This window comes from Candidatus Polarisedimenticolia bacterium, assembly GCA_036001465.1.
Classification (GTDB): Bacteria; Acidobacteriota; Polarisedimenticolia; order Gp22-AA2; family Gp22-AA2; genus Gp22-AA3.
In genome coordinates, this window is the sequence record DASYUH010000066.1 from 37696 (window position 1) to 57364 (window position 19669).

16 protein-coding genes are annotated in these 19669 nt (G+C 70.4%); 5 read left to right on the forward strand and 11 right to left on the reverse strand.

The features are described 5' to 3' along the window. Positions 1–8: 8 nt before the first annotated feature. From VGV60_13090 to VGV60_13110, 5 genes are read right to left on the reverse strand one after another with little or no spacing between them, the layout of a single operon-like run. Positions 9–371, reverse strand: coding sequence for a hypothetical protein (locus tag VGV60_13090; protein ID HEV8702201.1), 363 nt, complete (start codon positions 369–371; stop codon positions 9–11). A 4-nt stretch (positions 372–375) separates the two neighbouring features. Then, positions 376–1761 (reverse strand): S41 family peptidase, encoded by a 1386-nt coding sequence (locus VGV60_13095; GenBank protein HEV8702202.1) that lies wholly within the window; start codon positions 1759–1761, stop codon positions 376–378. A 44-nt stretch (positions 1762–1805) separates the two neighbouring features. Next, positions 1806–2714: a DMT family transporter gene (locus VGV60_13100; GenBank protein ID HEV8702203.1), complete on the reverse strand. Its 909-nt coding sequence runs from the start codon at positions 2712–2714 to the stop codon at positions 1806–1808. Positions 2715–2724: 10 nt separating this feature from the next. Continuing rightward, on the reverse strand, positions 2725–3444 hold the full coding sequence (locus tag VGV60_13105) for a TlpA disulfide reductase family protein (GenBank protein HEV8702204.1): 720 nt from the start codon (positions 3442–3444) through the stop codon (positions 2725–2727). A gap of 36 nt (positions 3445–3480) precedes the next feature. Continuing rightward, positions 3481–4572 (reverse strand): hypothetical protein, encoded by a 1092-nt coding sequence (locus VGV60_13110; GenBank protein ID HEV8702205.1) that lies wholly within the window; start codon positions 4570–4572, stop codon positions 3481–3483. 102 nt (positions 4573–4674) lie between these two features. Between VGV60_13110 and VGV60_13115 the strand changes: the two genes are divergently transcribed. Further along, positions 4675–5208 (forward strand): MmcQ/YjbR family DNA-binding protein, encoded by a 534-nt coding sequence (locus tag VGV60_13115; protein HEV8702206.1) that lies wholly within the window; start codon positions 4675–4677, stop codon positions 5206–5208. Between the two features lie 214 nt (positions 5209–5422). Here VGV60_13115 and VGV60_13120 read toward each other — a convergent pair whose 3' ends face one another. The 5 genes from VGV60_13120 to VGV60_13140 all read right to left on the reverse strand — a co-directional run bounded on the left by VGV60_13120 (position 5423) and on the right by VGV60_13140 (position 12911). Further along, on the reverse strand, positions 5423–7063 hold the full coding sequence (locus tag VGV60_13120; protein HEV8702207.1) for a hypothetical protein: 1641 nt from the start codon (positions 7061–7063) through the stop codon (positions 5423–5425). Positions 7064–7074: 11 nt separating this feature from the next. Continuing rightward, a complete protein-coding gene (locus VGV60_13125) occupies positions 7075–8880 on the reverse strand; it encodes a serine hydrolase (GenBank protein ID HEV8702208.1) in 1806 nt (601 codons plus the stop codon). A 34-nt stretch (positions 8881–8914) separates the two neighbouring features. Next, positions 8915–10792, reverse strand: coding sequence for a gamma-glutamyltransferase (locus VGV60_13130; GenBank protein HEV8702209.1), 1878 nt, complete (start codon positions 10790–10792; stop codon positions 8915–8917). Positions 10793–10900: 108 nt separating this feature from the next. Then, complete coding sequence (locus tag VGV60_13135; GenBank protein HEV8702210.1) at positions 10901–11938, reverse strand: ABC transporter permease; 1038 nt, start codon at positions 11936–11938, stop codon at positions 10901–10903. After that, positions 11931–12911, reverse strand: a complete 981-nt coding sequence (locus VGV60_13140; protein HEV8702211.1) for an ABC transporter ATP-binding protein — start codon at positions 12909–12911, stop codon at positions 11931–11933. Before VGV60_13140 ends, VGV60_13135 begins: the two co-directional genes overlap by 8 nt. Between VGV60_13140 and VGV60_13145 the strand changes: the two genes are divergently transcribed. Together VGV60_13145 and VGV60_13150 are read left to right on the forward strand one after the other, a co-directional pair. Then, the gene (locus VGV60_13145; GenBank protein HEV8702212.1) at positions 12910–14670 is read left to right on the forward strand and encodes a hypothetical protein; all 1761 of its coding nucleotides are present in this window, start codon (positions 12910–12912) and stop codon (positions 14668–14670) included. The genes VGV60_13140 and VGV60_13145 overlap by 2 nt on opposite strands. 38 nt (positions 14671–14708) lie before the next feature. Further along, a complete protein-coding gene (locus VGV60_13150; protein HEV8702213.1) occupies positions 14709–15767 on the forward strand; it encodes a methyltransferase domain-containing protein in 1059 nt (352 codons plus the stop codon). Positions 15768–15792: 25 nt separating this feature from the next. Here the strand turns inward: VGV60_13150 and VGV60_13155 are convergent, their stop codons facing one another. Beyond that, entirely contained in the window at positions 15793–16479 is a 687-nt protein-coding gene (locus VGV60_13155) for an FKBP-type peptidyl-prolyl cis-trans isomerase (GenBank protein ID HEV8702214.1), read from the reverse strand. Between the two features lie 124 nt (positions 16480–16603). Between VGV60_13155 and VGV60_13160 the strand changes: the two genes are divergently transcribed. Together VGV60_13160 and VGV60_13165 are read left to right on the forward strand one after the other, a co-directional pair. Beyond that, a complete protein-coding gene (locus VGV60_13160; protein ID HEV8702215.1) occupies positions 16604–17017 on the forward strand; it encodes a hypothetical protein in 414 nt (137 codons plus the stop codon). Continuing rightward, the gene (locus VGV60_13165) at positions 17011–19530 is read left to right on the forward strand and encodes a hypothetical protein (GenBank protein HEV8702216.1); all 2520 of its coding nucleotides are present in this window, start codon (positions 17011–17013) and stop codon (positions 19528–19530) included. Before VGV60_13160 ends, VGV60_13165 begins: the two co-directional genes overlap by 7 nt. Positions 19531–19669: the final 139 nt, after the last annotated feature.

A 19669-nucleotide genomic window follows, 5' to 3' on the forward strand; every position in this document is an offset into this window, starting at 1 on the left:
GGCGGGTCTTACCCGCGGCGCTGCGGCGGCTCGTACGCCTTGCCGGGAGTGCCCCCAAGGGCGAGGATCGTCACGCCGCGCGGGCCGGGGGTGATCTTTCTCTTCTGCCCTGCGCCCACGCGCGCCAGGGTGCCCGGCACGAGATCCCAGGTCTCCCCGCCGGCGACGAGCTTCCCGTTGCCCTCGAGCACGACGTAGACCTCTTCCTGGCCGTCCTTCGCGTGATCGTGGTCCGGGTAGTCCGGCCAGCCGGAGGGCAGCTTGAGGAGGTTCATCCCCCAGGCCGTCACGCCGAGACCCCGGCCGGCGTAGAGGAACTGGCCGTGATAGCTCTCGAGCTCGTCGAAGCGCTTCACCGTCACGTCGACCATCGTGTCACCTCTTCCACTCGATGGGGAAAAATGTGCCCGCCTTCACGGGATCGATCGTGACGCCGCAGAGCGACGCCGCGCGTGACATCACGGGGTCGCGCCCGGCCGCCAGGTCCGCCCCGGTGGGAAGGAGGACCTCGTCCGGCGTGACGCCGGTTTTTTCGAGGCTCTTCCCGTCGGCCATGATGATGTCCGCGATCGTGATGCTCGCCCCGAAGAAGATTCCCGAGTTGTCGCCGATCATGTGGCTGTAGGTTCGCGACATCATCACGGCACCGGCGGTCCGGTCGCCGAGGACCTTGGCCCGTCCCGTCAGCTGCATCACACGCGCGAACAGCTCAGAAGCCGAGGCGGATCCGCCATCGACGAGCACGACCAGCGTTCCCTTGTAGACGTCCCCCGCCTTTCTCGCCGCCACGGGCTTCATCCTCTCCCGGCTCTTGACGTCTCCGATCGGCACGTCGTCTCCCGCGAACGCGCCCACCAGTCTCTCGAGCGTCTCGACGGCGCCTCCGCCGTTGCCGCGGAGGTCAAGGATGGTCGCCTTGCGGGCCCTGACCTTCTTCATGCTGACCTCGATCTCGGCGGCGTCCAGATCGAAGGCGGGCATCTTCCAGATCACGAGGTCGTCGCCAAATTCCATGAAGCGATGTCGCGCCAGGTACGCCTCGTCCTGCAGCTCTCGGATGTAGTCACCGAGGTCTCCCGATTTCGTCAGGCGCATGACCCGGTTCTTCTCCTCGATCTTGGCCTCGAAATCAATCTTGCGCTCCGGGCCGTCCGGGCTCTGGACGACAAGCGGTATCGAGACGCGGGGCGAGAGGACCCGGTAGACGTAGCTCAGGCCCCAGGCGCTCTTTCGCGTCGCCGGATGCCCGTCGAGGGAGACAAGAAGATCCCCCCGCTTCAGCCCCTTCACGGCGCCGTCGGTCCCTTCCTGGACGGCCGTGACATAGCAGCGATCGCCGATCGCCTGCATGCGCCATCCGAACTGCACCTGCGCGGCCCTCCCGGGGGGGATGAACGAGGTATGCGAGTCGTCGAGCTGCAGCAGGGGACGGGCCACCGCCGCGAACAGCTGCGAGATCGAAGTCGCCTGGGCGATCTTGTCGCCGGCGGTCTGGAAGGCCTCGTCGAGACGGAGTCCATGGTACTCGGTGCTGTAGTAAAACTTCTCGAGGTCGTCCCGGACGATCCGGAGCATCATCCTGGCCCGCTCGCGCTCGAACTTGCTGAGCTCCTCGGACCAGGCGGGCCGAAAGGCGGTGATCGACAGAAGAGCGACGCCGGCGAGGCCGATCGCCCGGGCGCGACGCAGGTCGACTGCCGGACGGCCGGGGAGGCCGGTCCTGGCGCCCTGGGAGACTCCTCCTGGAACGTGCGTGGCCATGCGGTTCGGGTTCGAGCCCGCATGATAACGCAATCGTCCGAGGGTCACAAGGATCGGGACGCCCCGTGTAGGGACACCCCGGGGTGCCTCAGCCTCTCGCGGCCGAGAAGCGCCAGGGCGACGCCGCCCAGGATCAGGATCGAAGCCAGGGCGAGACGGAGCGATACGGTCTCGGAGAGGAAGACGACGCCGGCGACGGCGGTCAGAACCGGGACCGGAAGCTGGACGAAGGCGGCGCGGGTGGCGGTGAGCCCGGTCAGGGCGGCATACCAGAGGACGTAGCCGCCGCCGGACGCCAGGACGCCGGAGGCGATCGCGAGAAGCGCCCCGGCCGGCGTGACGTGGACCTGGCGGAGGAGGACGAGGCTGACCAGGAGCGCCGGCGGCACGGCGCGCGTGAAGTTGCCGGCGGTCTCGAGCAGCGGGTTGGCCGTGCCCCGGCCCCGCAGGGAATAGATCCCCCAGGACATCCCGGCGATCGCCATGAGCGCCGACCCCGCGGCGGACGGCGCCCGCAGGCCCGGGAACACGAGGTACACCAGGCCGCCCAGCGCGAGCGCCAGGCCGAGCCATTGCAGCGGATGGGGCCGCTCGCCCGATCGAATCGCGGCCACCATCATGGTGGCCTGCACCGATCCGAACAGGACGAGGGCCCCGGTGCCGGCGCCCAGGCTCAGGTAGGCGAAGGAGAAGGGGACGGAGTACAGGAAGAGCAGGATGGCCGACGTCCATGTTCCTCCGAGAGGGAAGGTGCGGCTCCGGCGGACGCGGGCGAACACCATCAGCGCGACGGCCCCGCAGGCCAGCCGGATGGTCGAGAAGGTCGCGGGGTCGATCGACTCCCGGCCGAGCGCCCGCCTGCAGAGAATCGAATTGGCGGCGAACGCGATCAGCGCGAGCGACGCGCAGGCGATCGTGCCGGCCCGCGTCCGGGGGATCGCCGCGGTCGTCACGCCCGCGCGGTCACCGGAGAAGCCGGGCGAGGGCCGCCTCGGCGTCGGCGTGCAGGGTCGGCGGGGCGCCGTAGTACGCCGCCACGGTCCGTCCATCGCCGCCGAACAGGAACAGCGTCGGGACCGCGCTCACGTCGCCGAAGGCGCGGCCCAGATCCGGCGTGCCGATCGTCCAGACGATCGGCAGCTTCAGGTCGGCGGCGATCCTGCGGATCTCCGGCTCTTCGGAATGAACCGCGACGGCCAGCACCTCCAGGCGGTCGCCGTGGCGCCGCTTCAGCTCGCCCAGCCAGCCGAGCGTGCTCCGGCAGGGCGGGCACCAGGTCGCCCAGAACTCCACCAGAACGGGGCGTCCGGCGAGATCGGCGCGCGTCAGGGCGCGCCCGTCGAGATCCGTGATGGCCAGATCCGGCAACTCCGCCAGCGCCGCGGGTTGCGCGGGAGCGGCCTGCGCGCGGGCGCTCTCCTTCCGGCCCTCGAGGATGAGGGTGATCATCCGGGCCAGGTCGGCACGGAAGCGATCGTGGCTGGCGGCGCTCTTGAAGGGTGTGTACCGGCCGCCCCCCTCCGTCTCCCCCTTGCCGTAGAAGCCGAAATCGCTCGGGGTCGCGACCAGCACGTCGTCCACGAAGATCGCGGGGTAGCGGGTCACCCCGAGGCTCTTCGCCAGCTTCGAGTCGCCGTAATTCTCCTCCACGAAACGCACCTTGCCGTCGAATTCCGAAACCACGCCCTGCGCCAGCAGACCTGCCGGGTCGGAGAGGTTTCAGGTGTACGGCCAGCGCACCAGCGTCACCGTGACGCGCGGGGCGGGCTCCCGCTTCGCCGGCCGCGCGGGCGCGAGGGCGGCGAAGTAACGCGGCAGCACGTCGTCGGCGATCGCCGCCGCGACGGCGGGACCGGCCCCGGCGGCGGGGTGCGCGATGTCGGCCTGGGCTGCCTCGAAGAAAAGCCGCCCGAGGCTGTGGTCGATGCCGCCCGCCTCGAGGCGGGCGGCCAGCCCGCCGAGCCGCGCCTCCAGGGCGCCGGCGTCCGCGGGCGGCGCCGTGGCCGGGCGCAGGGGGGCGAATCGCCGCGCCGCCTCGAGGTAGCGCAACAGCGCGCCGTAACGCAGCCCGGCCTCGTCCAGCTCCCGCGCCTCCTTCAGCACGCCGCTCGCCACGATGAACTCCGTGTGCCGGTCGATCGAGACCGGCGGCTTGTACACCGACAGGAGATCGCGCTGCAGCGCGGCGATCTCGGCGGACAGTCCGCGCACCGGCGGCGCTTTCCGGGTGGTCGGCGCCGCAATCTGGCGGCAGAATGCGGCGAACTCCCGCTGCGCCTGCGCCGCTCCCAGGTAGAACAGACCGCTGTCCGGCGTCGTGCTCCGCCCGTACTCGAGACTGGCGTCGTAATAGACCCGCACCTGGTGGAGGACCGCCTCGCCGAGGGCGCGCACCAGCGCGGGCTGCACGCCGTCGAACGAGGCCGGCGAGGGACCGCGGAGATCGTCGCGCAGCACCCGCCCCATGCGGGCCCACTCCGCCTCGAACCCGGAGGCGTCGGTACGCAGGCCGGGCGGGCGGGTCCTGAGGTACTCCCACGCCGACAGGTTCTCCCGCGTGGCCGCGAGCCGCTGCAACGCCAGGAGCCGCCGCCCGTCGCGCAGGGCTTCTTCCGTGCGCTCCATGGCCGGGCCGGTCGCCTCCTTGACCTGGTTCCACATCTCGTCCGTGGAGGTCATGCCGCTCTGATAGGCGGACCAGCGGGCGATCTCGGCGTCGACCGGGTCCGGCGAGGCGGCCTCCGGAGCCGGGAGCGTGCATGCGAACACCGCCGCGAACGCGGCGACAACCAGCCTGCATGTGTCGATCATGGGGGACTCGTGACCTGGAATCGAAGGGCCCTTCCCCAGGCAGGTGGGGAGAGGGATCACGCGAAGTGACCGCGCTATGCTATACCAGAAGCGGCCCGGTACATGACCAGGAACAGGCGCGTGAAGGCGGAACGTCCCAGGCGGGGCGCCCCCTCGGTGGCGGGGGCCGCGCTGGCCCGCGTCCGGACGATCTGCCTCGCCCTGCCCGAAACGCACGAGAAGGAGGCCTGGGGCGCGCCGACGTTTCGCGTCCGCGGCAGGCTGTTCGCGATGTTCGTGGACGATCATCATGGCGACGGGCGGCTGGCCGTCTGGTGCGCTGCGCCGCCGGTCGCCCAGGAGGCGCTGGTCGCCGCGGAGCCGGATCACTTCTTCGTCCCGCCGTACGTCGGGACCCAGGGCTGGGTCGGCGTTCGCCTCGACACCGGGCTTGCATGGGACGTCATCGCACAACGCCTCGAGACGGCCCACGGCGTCTCGATGTCGAAGGGGAAGGTCAGCGGACGGGTCCGCAGGGCGGGTGCGGCCGTTCCAGGGCCTCCGCCAGCCGCAGCTCGGGCCGGTCGTGGGGAACGAAACCTTCCCAGAACCACGGCAGGCAGGTCTCGCCTAGGAGCGCGTCGGCGAGATACTTGAAGATCCCTTCCGGCCTGCATCAGGCGGGTCACGACGGCATCGACCTGCGACGGATCGATCCCCGCGCCGTCGAGGCGCCGGATCGCGGGGGGCGCGGAGGCGCAGCCGACCAGCAGGAGCGCCAGGGGGACGCCGAGAGCCCCGCATTTGGCCCCAGGAGTGTGTCCGAGTATTCGGCCGGGCCCGGCCCAATACTCGGACACACTCCTAAGCGTCATCGGGCAGGCGAGCCGCCCGCCCGGGCCAGCTCGGGCAGATCGGGGTCGGCGTCGCGCCAGAAGCGCCGCGCGGCTTGAAGCTCCCGGTCGGAGGCGGCCGCATCCCCGTTGTGACGCAGCACGAGCGCCATCGCGAAATGGCTTCCGCCGTACGCCGCGTCGTGATCGAGCATCTGTCCCGCCGTGTACTCCGCCAGCTCCCAGTCGCCGGCCGCGACGGCGCTGCGCGCAATCGATTCGAGGCGGAAGAGCGCCTGCGACCACGCATCGGGGCCCGGGATCGAGCGAAACGCCCGCTGCACGTCCTGGAGAATCGCGCGTCCTTCGGCTCCCTTGCCGGTCCTGAGCAGGAGCTCCCCGCGGAGCGACTCGACCCAGGGCTCGACGGCGGATCGGCGCGGCACGATCCCCGGGGTGATGCGCGGCACCGCCTCGAGCTCGAGGCGCGCGGCCTCGAGGGCGGCGGCCGCCTCGTCGAGACGCCCGAGCCCGATGAGCGCCTGCCCCGCCAGCGCCTGGCCGACCGTCCGGGACTGAGGGTACGGGGTGCGCGCCAGGGCGCGCGCCGCCTCGAGCGCTTCGGCGTAACGGGCGCGGTGGATCAGGAAGCTCGGGAACTCGCGCATGTTGAAGGCGCGATAGGCGTCCACCGGCGCGAGGGCCGTCGCCTCGCGCATCGTCTTCTCCGCCTGCCGCATCTGCCCCTTGTGCTCGTAGCACGTGGCGAGCAGGTCGAGGTTGTGCCCGTGGTGCCAGTCGAAGGACGGATCGATCCGCTCCGCCTCGTAGTAGGCGCGCTCGAGGGCGTCGGTCTTCTTGAACTGGACGATGGCGTCGTCGATGCGGCCGACCCGCCTCAGGTCGTGCCCCCACATGTGGGCCGCGTGAGGAATGGCGGGGGCCAGGCGCGCGTAGGCTTCGCCGTGCGCCAGCGCCAGGTCGATCCGGCCGATGGTCTCGTAGGCATGCACGAGAAAATGGTGGGCCGAGGCGTAGTCCGGGGCGAGCTTCAGGGCCCGCTCGTAGAAGGCGACCGACCCCGAGGTCCCGCGCTGTCCCCGGCCCGTGGCGTTCGGCTCCTCGGCATTGCCGCGCAGGAGCCAGAGCTGCGGGTTGTCGAGATCGAAGGGCAGGGCGTCGTCGATCGCCTTCCTGTAGGCGAGAAGCTTTCCCGCGTCCTCGATGTCGTCCATCGCGTCGAGCTGCTTCCCGCGGATGTCGATGAGCCGGCGCTCGCGCTCGGAGACTCCGGGGCCGGGCGCCCTCGCCTTGTCGAAGGCGCGCCGGGCCGCATCGGGATTGTCGAGCCCGGAGTAGACGCGGCTCAGTCCGACGTGGGCCATCGCCAGGGCCGGATCGAGACGGAGCGCCTGATGGAACGATCGCCCCGCCTCGATCCAGACGTACGACTCGAGATAATTGAGCCCCTGGTCGTAGTAGGCCCCGGCCTCCTTCGATTTCGTGGTGACCGTCTCGCGCGAATTGCCGATCCCGCTCCGGAGCGGCACGGGCCGCTCGAGGAGGCCGGCCGGGACGTACGAGGGGGGCACCGCGCAGGCGGCGTGCGGGTCGTCCTGGGCCATGGCCGGGCCCGCGGCCAGGGCGACGCACAGGATCGAGCCGGCGATGGACCGCATCGGACAGGCTCCTAGCGTCTCACGAAGGTGTACGTTCCGGACGCGTCGATCTGCCTGAGCTCGGTGACGCGCCCGCCCGAGACCACGAACTCGTACTGGACGTCGGAGAATTCCTTGACCCTGAAACGATGCGGCCGCCAGGGGAGAAGCGCCTGGAACGGCTGGCCGGGGAAGACCAGACCGAGCGTGCCGTCCTCCTTCAGGACGACCTCGAACCGGGCGCCGGTCGGCGTCTCGTAGGTGCCGGCGTACTGCCGCAGCGTCGTCACGGCCGAAAGCTCGGCGGGGACCCGGCGGGTGAAGGTGACCTCGGCCTCGTCGAGCGACACCAGGGCCTTGTCGATCTCCCCCTGGGGGCTGGTGGAGAAATTCACCGACCATTTCCCCTCCTGCTCGTCGTCGGGAGAGTCGAAGCGGTCGTAGTGGAAGTGATCGAGCGGCAGGCGGATCCTGTGGAAGTCGAACCCCAGGCCGGCGTCCTTCTGGACAATCGTCAGGACGCCGTACGCCGGGTGCCCGAACTCGCCGGCATAGTCCGCGAGAGGATGGGACGGCTTCGTCCCCGGAATCCGCTCGCCGCCCGCCTTGGCGCGGGCCTCCTTCCCGGCCTCTTTCCCTTTCAGGCGGATCGCCAGATTCCGCTCGCTCCACGGTGTCGGGTCGAGACCCAGGAGCCGTTCATAGATGTTGTACGAGACCACGTTGTAGAGGGGGGCGGCATGATCGCCGATGACCAGGACGATGACCCCGAGCCCGTCGTTCGGCATGCTCGAGACCTGGGAATGGAAGCCGTTGATGTCGCCGCCGTGGTAGGTGAGCAGGTGGCCGCGGTAGGACGCGGTGAACCGCCCCGTCCCGTAAGCGGGATTGAGCAGCTCGCCGAAGCCGCGCGACTCGAGCAGGCTGTTCGGGAGCGCGATCGCGGGCTGCAGCGTCGCCTTGAGGACGGCCGGGGGGATCACCGCTCGGCCGGCGCCCTTCCCGTCGTTCACCAGCGCGATGAGCCACTTCGACATGTCCTCGAGGTTCGAGTTGATGGCCCCCGCCGGCCCGATCCCGACCGCCTCGCGATAGTAGGGGATCTCGTACAGCTCGAACGAGTCCCGGCGCTCCGTGAACGGGACGCCGTGGTCCGCCTGCTTCACCATGTCGTCGATCGTGAACACGGTCGAGGTCATCCCCAAAGGCGCCAGGAGGCGCTCCGTCACGAACTCCTCCCAGGTTGTCCCCGAGAGCAGCTCGACGACGCGCCCGGACCCGGCGTACATCATGTTGTTGTACAGAAACGTCTGCCGCAGCGGCTGCGACGGCTCGAGATACCTGAGCCGCTCGTAGAGCTCCTGGCGGGTGAAGTCCGACTTGTACCAGATGGTGTCGTGGCGGGTGATCCCGGTCCGGTGCGACAGCATGTCCCGGATCGTCACCGTGGCGGTCAGGTCGTCGTTGTAGAACTGGATCCCCGGAACGAACTGGCGCACCGGCTTATCCCAGTCGAGCTTCCCCTCCTCGACCAGAAGCCCCGCCGCCACCGCGGTGAACAGCTTCGTGTTGGAGGCGATCGGGACCGTCGTCTTCGGCGTGAACGGGAGCCTGCGGCCGTAGTCCCGGAAGCCGTACCCCTTGGCGAAGACCAGCCGGTCCTTGACCACCACGCCGACCCCGATGCCGGGGACGTTCCAGTCCTTGACGACCTTCTCCATGTAGGCGTCGAGCCCCTTCAGCCGCCGGTCCGCGGTCTGGTCGGCGGCGGCCGAGAGGCCCGCGGCGGCCGCGGCGCAGACCAGGATCGTGGCGATCGCGAATCGATCCTTCGTCATGCCTCGCGCTCCTCCGTGTTCCGGCCTGCGCCTTTTACCAGGCGATGCCGTAGTCCTCGCCGTGGTTGCTCGAGGCGCCCCACATCGTGCCGTGCCTGCGGTCGAACAGGATGCCGTTGATCGGCCCCGAGGTGCGCTCGGCCGTGGTGATGGTGTATCCCATCTTCTTGAGCGCGCCGCGGACGCTCCCGGGCGTCGAGGTCGCGACCAGGATCCGGCCGGGATACGCCTCGTGGCCTCCGAAGGACGAGCGCATCTGCTCGCTGTTGATGTTCGGCGCCTCGGAGGCCTCCTGCGGCGTCATGCCGAACTCGACGATGTCCAGGAAGAACTGCAGCAGGTTCTGGTCCTGCGAGTCGCCCCCCTGGACGGCCATCGCGAGGTAGGGGAGCCCCTCCTTCAGAGCCAGGGTTGGCGTGAGGGTGACGCGCGGGCGCTTCCCCGGCTCGATGACGTTGAACGGTCCGTCCTCGGGGCGGGTCGCGAACATCTGCGCCCTCTGGCTGAGCCCCACGCCGGTCCGCCCGGCCACGACCGCCGGGATCCAGCCGCCGCTGGGGGTCACCGACACGACCCATCCGGCCTCGTCGGCGGCTTCGATCGACGTCGTGCCGCGGTAGAACTGCTCGCCGAACGCCGCCGCCGATCGTCCCGCGGGCGGCTGCGCTCGCGGGGCCGGGGTCGCATCCGGCTTCGGCTCGACGGTCCAGCGCGACAGGAGATCCCGGAACGGGTTCGTGCCCCCCTGGTGGGGATACGGGTCGCCCGGCTTCACCTTCGGGTCGTTCGCCGACCAGTCGATCTGCGCGTAGCGCGCCCTGGCGTACTCCTTGGAGAGGAGCCCATTCACCGGCTCCTCGGGCGGGAAGTACGGATCGCCGTAATAGAAGTCACGGTCGGCGAAGGCGAGGTTCATCGTCTGGTAGAGGGCGTGGATGTATTTCGGGGAGTTGTAGCCCATTCCTTTGAGATCGGCGTTCTCGAGGATGTTGAGCGCCTGCAGCATGACCGGGCCCTGCTGCCAGATCGGCAGCTTGTAGACGGTGATCCCCTTGTAGTCGGTGCTCAGGGGCTCCTCGATCCTCACCTTCCAGTCCGCCAGGTCCCGCATCGTGATGAGGCCGCCCTCCTCCTGGACGCCGCGCACCAGCTCCTGCGCGATGTCCCCCTTGTAGAACCGGTCGTAGGCGGCGTAGATCGCCTCCTTGCGGCTCTTGCCGTTCTTGAGCGCCGCGCTCTCCGCCTCGACGAGCCGGCGCAGCGTCGCGGCGAGGTCCTTCTGCGCGAAGATCTCGCCCGCCTCCGGCGCCTCGCGCGGCCCGCCCGCGTGCGGCAGGAAGACGGCGCTGGAGTATTTCCACTTCTTGATCTCCGCCTTCGACCGCTCGATGCTGTTCGCCGTCTCCGCCTCGATCGGATAGCCGTCGGCCATCTGGATGGCCGGCGCCAGGACTTCGCCCAGGGACAGCGTGCCGTACTCGGCCAGCATGGTCAGGAGCCCGCCCGGCGTGCCCGGCGTGATCGCCGAGAGGGGACCGTACTCGGGAGGGAAGCGCATCCCCTTCGATCGGTAGAACTCGACGGTGGCGCCGGTCGGGGCGACGCCGAGCGCGTCGATCCCGATCACCTTCTTGAGGCCGGGATGGTAGATGAGCGCCTGCGTCTCCCCTCCCCAGGCCAGGACGTCCCACATCGTCGTCACGACGCCGAGCATGGCGCAGGCGGCGTCCACCGCGTTCCCCCCCTTCTGGAACATCATCGCCCCGGCCGTCGCCCCGAGGGGCTTCCCGGTGATGGCGATCCAGTGCGAGGCGTGCAGCGGCGGCTTCTGCGTCCGCGCCGCGGGCAGCGGCGTGATCGCCAGGGCGAGCAGGGCGAGGCACAGGGGGGCGGCACGGCGGGACGTTTTCATGGTGGGCTCTCCACGCGGACGTGTGATGGTCGGTGACGTTATACCGCAGGCCCCCGATCGGCTTCAACCGCCGCGCCGAGAGGCCCGGCCCAATACCCGGACAGGCTCCTAGTTCCAGCGGAACAACTTGAGCGCCACGACGGAGGCGACCACGCCCCACACCAGCATGACGAGAACGCGGCCGGCCTGCGAGGACAGGTCGGCCCCTTCCAGGATCGCGGCGCGCAGTGCGTCGTTGAGGGCGGTGAGGGGGAGCGCCTTGACGAACGGCTGCATGGCGGCGGGGAAGCGATCGGAGGAGAAGAAGATCCCCGAGAAGACGAACATCGGAAGCATGACGATGTTCATCAGTCCCGATGCGGTCTCGATCCGGGCGGTGCGGGAGGCGACGAGGAGGCCGAGACCGGCGAACACGAACGCCCCGAGGACGGCGAGCAGGATGACGGTCCCCAGAGAGCCCTGCACGACCAGGTGGAAGATGAGGCGGCCGAAGATCAGGAGGAGCGCCATCTCGGTGAGCACCAGGAGGATGCGGCTGGTCATGATGGCGCCGAGAAAGTCCGTGCGCTTCATCGGCGTCGCGATGAGGCGCTTCAGGAGCCTGCGGGTGCGCATGTCGACGAGCAGGAAGCCCACGCCCCACATGCCGCCGCTCATGATGTTCATCCCGAGCAGGCCGGGGATGAGGAAGTCGATGTAGCGGGCGCCGGGCTCCGTGATGAGCGTTTCCTTGACCGGCACCGGATCGGCGCGGCCGGCGGCGCGCTGCAGGGCGTCGTGCACCCTCTGGCGCGCCAGCACGCTGTCGGGCCGCGTCGGGTCGTAGCGGTACTCGTACGTGGCCCCCGGCACCACGACGAGGGCGACCTTGCCGAGACGCAGGCGCTTGGCCGCCTCGGCGTCGGAGACGGTCTCGGCCACGAACCCATGGTCGGGGGAGAGGGCCGCGAGGACCGGCCCGGATCCCTCGGCCTCGACGACCCCGACGACGATCTGGTCGGGCGGCTTGTTGCGGAACGCCATCCCGAGGCCGATCGCCAGCAGGATCGGGAAGATGAACACCCAGAAGACGACCTCCGGCTCGCGCATGAGCTCGCGCATGCGGGCGAGGACGAGCAGAAGGAACGGATGGCGGCCGCTACTCATCGCGCAGATGCCGTCCGGTGAGCGCCACGAAGACGTCCTCCAGGCTGGCGTGGCGGGTGGTGAGGCGCGACAGGGTGTGCCCGTCCCGCCCCAGCCTCGCCAGGAGGGCCGGAATGGCGATGTGCGGCTGATCCACCGTCAGGAGGATGCTGCCCGACTCGGCGCGCGCCGACTGGACCGAAGGAACGTCCAGGAGGCTTCGAGGGTCGGGCGGGGACGGGAGGGGCGCGGCCGCCGAGGCGCCCCCGTTCACCGCGAACTCGACCACGTGCTCGCCGTGGAGCGAGGCGATCAGCTCGGCGGGCGTTCCCAGCGCGATCACCCTGCCGTGGTCGACGACCGCCACCCGATCGCACAGCTTCTCCGCCTCGTCCATGTAATGGGTCGTCAGGAGAATCGTCCGGCCGCGCCGGCGCAGGTCGCGGATGATGTCCCAGAGCGAACGCCGTGACTGCGGGTCGAGGCCGGTCGTCGGCTCGTCGAGAAAGAGCAGGTCGGGATCCCCCACGAGGGCGCAGGCCACGGCGAGCCTTTGCCTTTGCCCGCCCGAGAGCTTCATGACCCACGCCCGGCGCTTCTCGGTGAGGCCGAGCTCCTCCATCACCTCGCCGGCCGGGCGCCCCTGGCGGTAGAAGGAGGCGAACAGCTCCAGGGTCTCCTCGACGGTCAGCTTGTCGGCGAGCCGGGTTTCCTGGAGCGACACGCCGATCCGTTCGCGCAGCCCGGCGTGGTCGCCGTCCCAGCGCAGCCCGAGCACCTCGACGTCGCCGCCGGTCGGATCGAGGATCCCCTCGAGGATCTCGACCGTCGTCGTCTTGCCGGCTCCGTTCGGTCCCAGGAGCCCGAAGCACTCCCCGGAGCGCACCTCGAGATCGAGGCCGCGCACCGCCTCCACCGGGGGCTTGGTGTCGTAGATCTTGCGCAGATCGCGGCAGCGGATGGCGATGTCCATGAGGGGCGCATGATAGCGCATGGTGATACCATCCGGGGCCGTGGCCTGGACGGAAAGGAACGGCTCCCGCAAGCGCGTCCGCGGCGCTCTCGCCGCCTTCGCCCTCCTGATCGCCGTCCCGGCGTGCGGGTCCGGACCGGGCGCGGGGCTCGACAAGGTCGAGGCCGCCTACCGGGACGCGCGCCACCACAAGGATCAGATCGACGTGACGCGATCGCGGGGGGCCGTGACCACCCCGCGCGGCGTCCCGCTCGCCGATCTCGTGGCACGGTATCGCGAGGCGCGGGGCAATCTTCAGGGTCTGCTGGCGGCCGTCCCGATCGCCGGGTTGTCCGCCGAAGACGCCCGAGCGCTCGAGGTGATCAGGCGGACGTTCGAGAAGGACCTGGACGAGGAGAAGGATCCCCCGGGCGGAGCGGAGGCGGCGGCCCCCGGGGGCGCGGCCCCCGCGGCCACGCCGGCTCCGGAGACCGCCGGTTGCTCCTATGACGCCTCGGCGCTGGCGCAGGGGCCGGAAGGGATGGCGGCTCTCTCCGACCGGATGTACGCCTGCTTCGGGAAGGCGGCCCGGAATCTCCCCTTTGAAGGCCAGACGCTGGACCGGCTGACGATCTTCAGCATGCTGCCGGTCACCGAGGACCCCGCGCGCCGGAAGAGGCTGTTCCTGGCGATGGCGCCCGTCTGGACGTCGATCAACGGCGACGGCGGCCCCGGCAGCCCCTACCGCCGGCTGATCCGGCTGAGCGCGGCGAAGAGGGCGGCGGACAAGAACCCTGTCGAGTCGGGGGCGGGCAATCTCGGGATCGACCCCGGCGCCGTCGAAGGGTGGCTGACCTCGGTTCTCGAGGCGTGGCGCGCCGTCACTCCGGACCGGCCGATCGAGCCGTGGGACTTCGCCTATGAGGCGGGGAAGGCCAACCGCGCCCTGCGGACCGCGGTCACGAAGGAGATCCTGAAGCCGGCGAACGACCGCTTCTACGCCGACCTGGGGGCGGACGTCGAGGCGCTGGGCATCCGGTACGACCTCGAGCCGCGCGAGGGGAAGGACCCGGTGGCCTTCACCACGTTCGGCGCGCGCCCGCACCTCGAGGACGGCGCGTGGGCCCCGGGCGAGCCGTGGGTGTTCGCCTCCTACCGGGTCGGCAGCCTCGACAACCTCAACGAGCTCCTGCACGAGACGGGACACGCCGTGCACATTGCGGCGATCCGGACGCGGCCGGCGTTCATGGACTGGCCGGACAGCGACCTGTTCACCGAGGGAATCGCCGACGTCGCGGCGCTCGAGATCTTCGAGCCGGCGTGGCAGCGGAAGTACCTGGGGACGTCGGTGCCGCTGGCCGACTCGCTGCGCGCGAAGTACGCCGGCATCGTCATGGACGTGGCCTGGTCGCTCTTCGAGATTCGTCTGCACCGGAGCCCGGAATCCGACCCGAACGCCGTCTGGACGGAGATCACGGAGCGGTACTTCCGGATCCGGCCGCACCCCGAGCTGTCCTGGTGGGCGGTGCGCGGGCAGCTCATCAACCTTCCCGGCTACATGCTCAACTACGCCGTCGGCGCGATCATGGTCGCCGACCTGCGCGCCCGCGCGAAGGAGCTGCACGGCCCCTTCACGGAAGGCGACGCGTCGTGGTACGCGTGGATGTCGGAGCGCCTCTACCGCTTCGGCCTCGAGCGCCCCTCCCGCCAGGTCATCGAGGACTTCCTCGGCCGGCCCGTCTCGCCCCGGGCGCTCCTCGCGGACCTGTCACGGGCCGGGACCCCCCAGACCGGCTCCTGACCGCGATATACTCCCGGTACACCATTCGAGGGGGCGGCATGGCCATCGATCAAGATCGTCTCGATCAATTCATTGGAAAGGCGCTCGGCGACATCGGAGGGACCTTCCACGCCGCCCTGGTTCTCCTCGGCGAGAAGCTGGGGCTCTACAAGGCGCTGGCCGAGGGCGGGCCGCAGACGCCCGCGGACCTGGCGAAGCGCACGAAGACGACCGAGCGCTACGTGCGCGAGTGGCTGAACGCGCAGGCGGCGGCCGGGTACGTCCTGTACGACCCGAAGACCGGCGCGTACAGCATGACGGAGGAGCAGGCGTTTGCGCTGGCGGACGAGGCGAGCCCGGCCTACCTGCCGGGGGCGTTCCAGGTCGCGACGGCGGCGATCAAGTCGCGCGACAAGATTGAATCGGCCTTCCGGACAGGCGACGGCGTCGGCTGGCACGAGCACGACCCCGACCTGTTCGAGGGGACGGAACGCTTCTTCCGGCCGAACTATTCGGCCCATCTCGTCACCTCCTGGATTCCCGCCCTCGACGGGATCGACGAGAGACTGAAGAAGGGGGCCGTCGTTGCCGACGTCGGGTGCGGCCACGGGGCCTCGACCGTGATCATGGCGCGCGCCTATCCGAAGTCCACGTTCGTCGGCTTCGACTACCACAAGCCTTCCGTCGAGAAGGCGCGGCACGTGGCGAAGAGCGCGGGAGTGTCGGACCGCGTGACCTTCGAGGTCGCCCGGGCGCAGGACTTTCCGGGGACGAATTACGACCTGGTCGCGTTCTTCGACTGCCTGCACGACATGGGGGACCCGGTCGGCGCCGCGCGCCACGTCCTGAAGACGCTGGCCAAGGACGGGACCTGGATGATCGTCGAGCCGTTCGCCCACGATCGGACGGAGGACAACCTGAACCCGGTCGGCCGCGTCTATTACAGCGCCTCGACGCTCATCTGCACGCCCGCGTCGCTGGCCCAGGACGTCGGCCTGGGGCTCGGCGCCCAGGCAGGGGAGAAGCGCCTGCGCGAGGTGGTGACCGCCGGCGGCTTCAAGCGCTTCCGGCGCGCCTCCGAGACGCCGTTCAACCTGGTGTTCGAGGCGCGGGCCTGAATTCTCGGACGGGCCCCCGGGCCGCCTACGGCTTGACGATCTCGAGCAGCTCGACCTCGAAGTTGAGGGTCGCCCCGGGCTTGATGTGCGGCGGCGCACCCCGGTCGCCATAGGCCAGCTCGGGCGGGCAGACCAGCCGGCTCTTGCCCCCCACCTTCATCATCTGCACTCCCTGCGACCAGCACGGGATGACGTTGGCGAGCGGGAACTGGGCCGGCTCGCCGCGATCGATGGAGGAATCGAACACCGTCCCGTCGGTCAGGGTCCCCTTGTAGTGCACCTTCACGGTGTCGGACTTCGTCGGCGACGGGCCGGTGCCGGCCTTGATCTCCTGGATCACGAAGCCGGCCGGCGTCTTCACCGCCCCCTTCTCGAGGGCGGCCTTGGACAGGAATTCCCCGCCGGAAGCCTTCTCTGTTGCGGCGCCGGCGGTCGAGCGGGCCTGCGCCAGCTCGCGGAGCTTCGGCCCGTACACCGCCAGGTCGACCTGCCGGGTGCGCTTGAGAGCCCCGTCGGTGAAGCCGGCCTTCACGGTTTCGACCTCCGCTTCGCTCAGGCCGAAGGCGCTCAGGTTCTCGCTCATCACGAGTCCGAGGGCGTACAGGGTCTTCTGGTCTTCCGTCTTGAGATCCACGGCGGTGGCCTTCGATGTCTTCGAGCAGGCGGCCGCCGCCAGGGTCACGGCGAGCGCCAACACCAGGGCATTCTTCATGAGAGCCACTCCCACACTAAGGGTTCACTGCGACGAGGCGCTCGCCTTTTCCTGCGGGTCGGCGGGTCCGAAGTGTCCGAGGCCGACGTATATTAACCCGAAACGGTCAGGTGGAGAGCATGACATGAAAAGGCCCGGCAAGCCGGAACCCCGGCCCGTTCCCGCCGACGGGGTCCTCGCCCGCCTGAGGGATGCCCTGCGGGCCCTGGCCCTGCCCGCCGACGCGCAGGCCGGGCTGCTGCCCTCGTTCACGGGCGGGCCGGATGAATTCGCCCTCCATTTCGATCAGTGCTTCCGGGCGGCCTCGGCCGAGGGGGCGGTCCGGATGTCGCGGGCCCAGAGCCGAGCCCTCCTGGACGTGGACGGCCTGCTGGACCGGATGTCGGGCCAGGACAACGCACGCCTGTGGACCACCGGCGCCCTCGTCAACAGCCGTGAATGGACCCGCCTCAGGAAGGCGGCACGGGACGCGCTCCTGGCCTTTGGCTGGGGGCTCGAAGTCCCGCCTGCGAAGCCGTTCGAGCACATCGAGTGGTAGGGACGCCGCCGGCCGGGGCCGCGGGCACCGCGTCCGGAGCCCCGGCGGGCCGGACGGCGGGGCGGCGCACCTGCGCGGGCCTGTTCCTGGTCACCCTCGCCACCCTGCTGGACGAGATCCTGCTCACCCGCATCTTCAGCGTGGCGACCTGGTATCACTTCGCCTTTCTGGTCATCTCGGTCGCGATGCTCGGGATGACGGCGGGGGCCATCGCCGTCGGCGTGTTCGGCCGCACGTTCACCGAGGAGCGGACGCGACGCCACCTGGCGGTCTCGTCGCTCCTGTTCGCGGTGACGCTCGGGCTGGGGTTTCTGGTGCAGATCCGGATCCCGTTCTCGACCGACCTCACGGCGGGCGCGCTGGCAGGGAACGCAGCCATCCTTCTCCTGGCGACCGTGCCATTCGCCTGCAGCGGCGTCTGCGTCTGCCTGGCGCTGACGCGGTTCCCGCGGCAGGTGGGACGCCTGTACGCCGCCGATCTCGCCGGCGCCGCGGCCGGCTGCGTGGCGGTGATCGGCTTCCTGAGGGTGACCGACGGTCCGACCGCGGTGATCGGCGCCGCCGCGCTGGCGGCGGCCGGGGCGATCGGCTTCGCGCTCGACGCCTCGGACGCGCGGCTCGTCCGGGCGAGCGTCGTGGCCGCCGCGGTCTTGTCCTGCGTCTGTGCGATCCACACCGTGCTCGTCTGGAACCAGGCCCCGATCGTGCGCCTCCTGTCGGTCAAGGGGACGGTCGAGGAGCGGCCGCTGTACGAGAAATGGAACTCCTTCTCGCGCATCCGCGTGCGCCCCGCGCAGACGGCCAGCCCGCTCGGGTGGGGGCTGAGCCAGGCGTTCCGGCCGAGACACGAGGTGCGCCAGCTGATCCTCGACATCGACGGCGGGGCGTCGACGGTCCTGACCGGATTCGACGGCGATCTGGAGGCGGTCGAGCACCTGCGCTACGACGTCACGAGCGTGCCGCACCTCCTCCGGCCGCGCTCGCGGGTGCTGGTGATCGGCGCCGGGGGCGGCCGGGACATCCTGGCGGCCCTGGTCTTCGGGCAGCGCTCGGTGGTCGGCGTCGAGATCAACGAAGAGATTCTGCGCGCCGTCACCGGAAGGTTCGGCGCGTTCACCGGGCACCTCGAGCGGGACCCCAGGGTCCTGCTGGTCAACGACGAGGCGCGCAGCTACGTCGCGCGGCAGCGCGGGCGGTACGACATCATCCAGGCGTCCCTCATCGACACCTCCGCCGCGACCGCGGCCGGAGCGTTCGTCCTGACGGAGAACTCGATCTACACGCTGCAGGCCTGGAAGGTCTTCCTGGATCACCTGGCGCCGCGCGGCGTGCTGGCGTTCTCCTGGTTCTACTTCTCGGGGCGGCCGGCGGAGATGTACCGGCTCACCGCCCTGGCGGGGGAGGCCCTCCGCAGGCGTGGGATCGCCGAGGTCCGTCGGCACATCCTGCTGGTGCGGCACCGGACGGCGGCGAAGAGCGTGGGCACGCTCCTGGTCAGCCCCGATCCGTTCTCGCCGGAGGACCTGGCCGCCCTCGATTCGATCGCCGGCACCCTGAGGTTCGACGTCGTGCTGGCGCCGGATCTCACGGCCGACCCGGTCTTCGCGGTGGTGGCGGCGGCCACCAACCCCGGCGTGATCGGCGACGGGCTCCCTCTGCGCGTGGACCCGCCCACGGACGACACGCCGTTCTTCTTCAACATGCTCCGGCTGCGGGACGCCTTCCGGCACCTTCTGGGGATGCAGGCGGAAAGCCCGGCGCCGGAGGGGGCCGCCGGAGCCGCCGGTCAGGTCGCAGGCGGGACCTCCCCCGACCCGGGGAGCCTGGAGGGGAATCTGAAGGCGGTCGTGCTTCTCTGCGCCCTGCTCGCGGCGGTCATGGCGCTCACCCTGATCGCGCTTGCGGTGCCTATCGTCCTGGCGGCGCGGCAGGAGGCGCGGCGCGGCGCGATCCCGTACCTGCTGTACTTCGCCTGCATCGGGTTCGGGTTCATGCTGGTCGAGATTTCCCAGGTGCAGAGGCTGATCGTCTTTCTGGGGCATCCGGCGTACGGCCTGACCGTCGTCCTGTTCTCGCTGCTCCTGGCTGGCGGCGCGGGGAGCCTGGCGACCCGATCCCCGGGCCCGACCGTCGCGGAGCCTCCGGGCGGAGTCTGGCGCCTGGCAGTCCTGGTCGGGGCGCTCCTGCTCTTCGGGGGAGCGACGCCATCGGTCATCGGGGCCTTCGCCGCCTCCGGGACGCCGGCGCGCATTCTGGTGTCGGTGGTGCTCCTGCTGCCCATCGGCTTCGTCATGGGGATGGCATTCCCGGCCGGGATGGGCGCCGCGGAGGGGCGCTTCCCGGGGATGGCGCCCTGGTTCTGGGGAGTGAACGGCGCGGCCTCCGTGTGCGCGTCGGTCCTGGCGACGGCGATCGCCCTGTCGTCCGGGATCGCGGCGGCGTTCCGGGCCGGATGCGGATGCTACCTCCTGGCGCTCGCGGCCTTCGCCGTCGCGTCGCGGCAAACAAAATGAAAATGCCCGACGAGCGTGGAGGCGGGGTGCGGCCGGGTCAGGCGGCCATGGGGAGCCTGCCCCAGTCCTCTCTCCAGGCGAGGACCTCTTCCTCGCGCCAGCGCCTGGGGGCCAGGCCCAGGGCCTGGGCCGGCGTGAT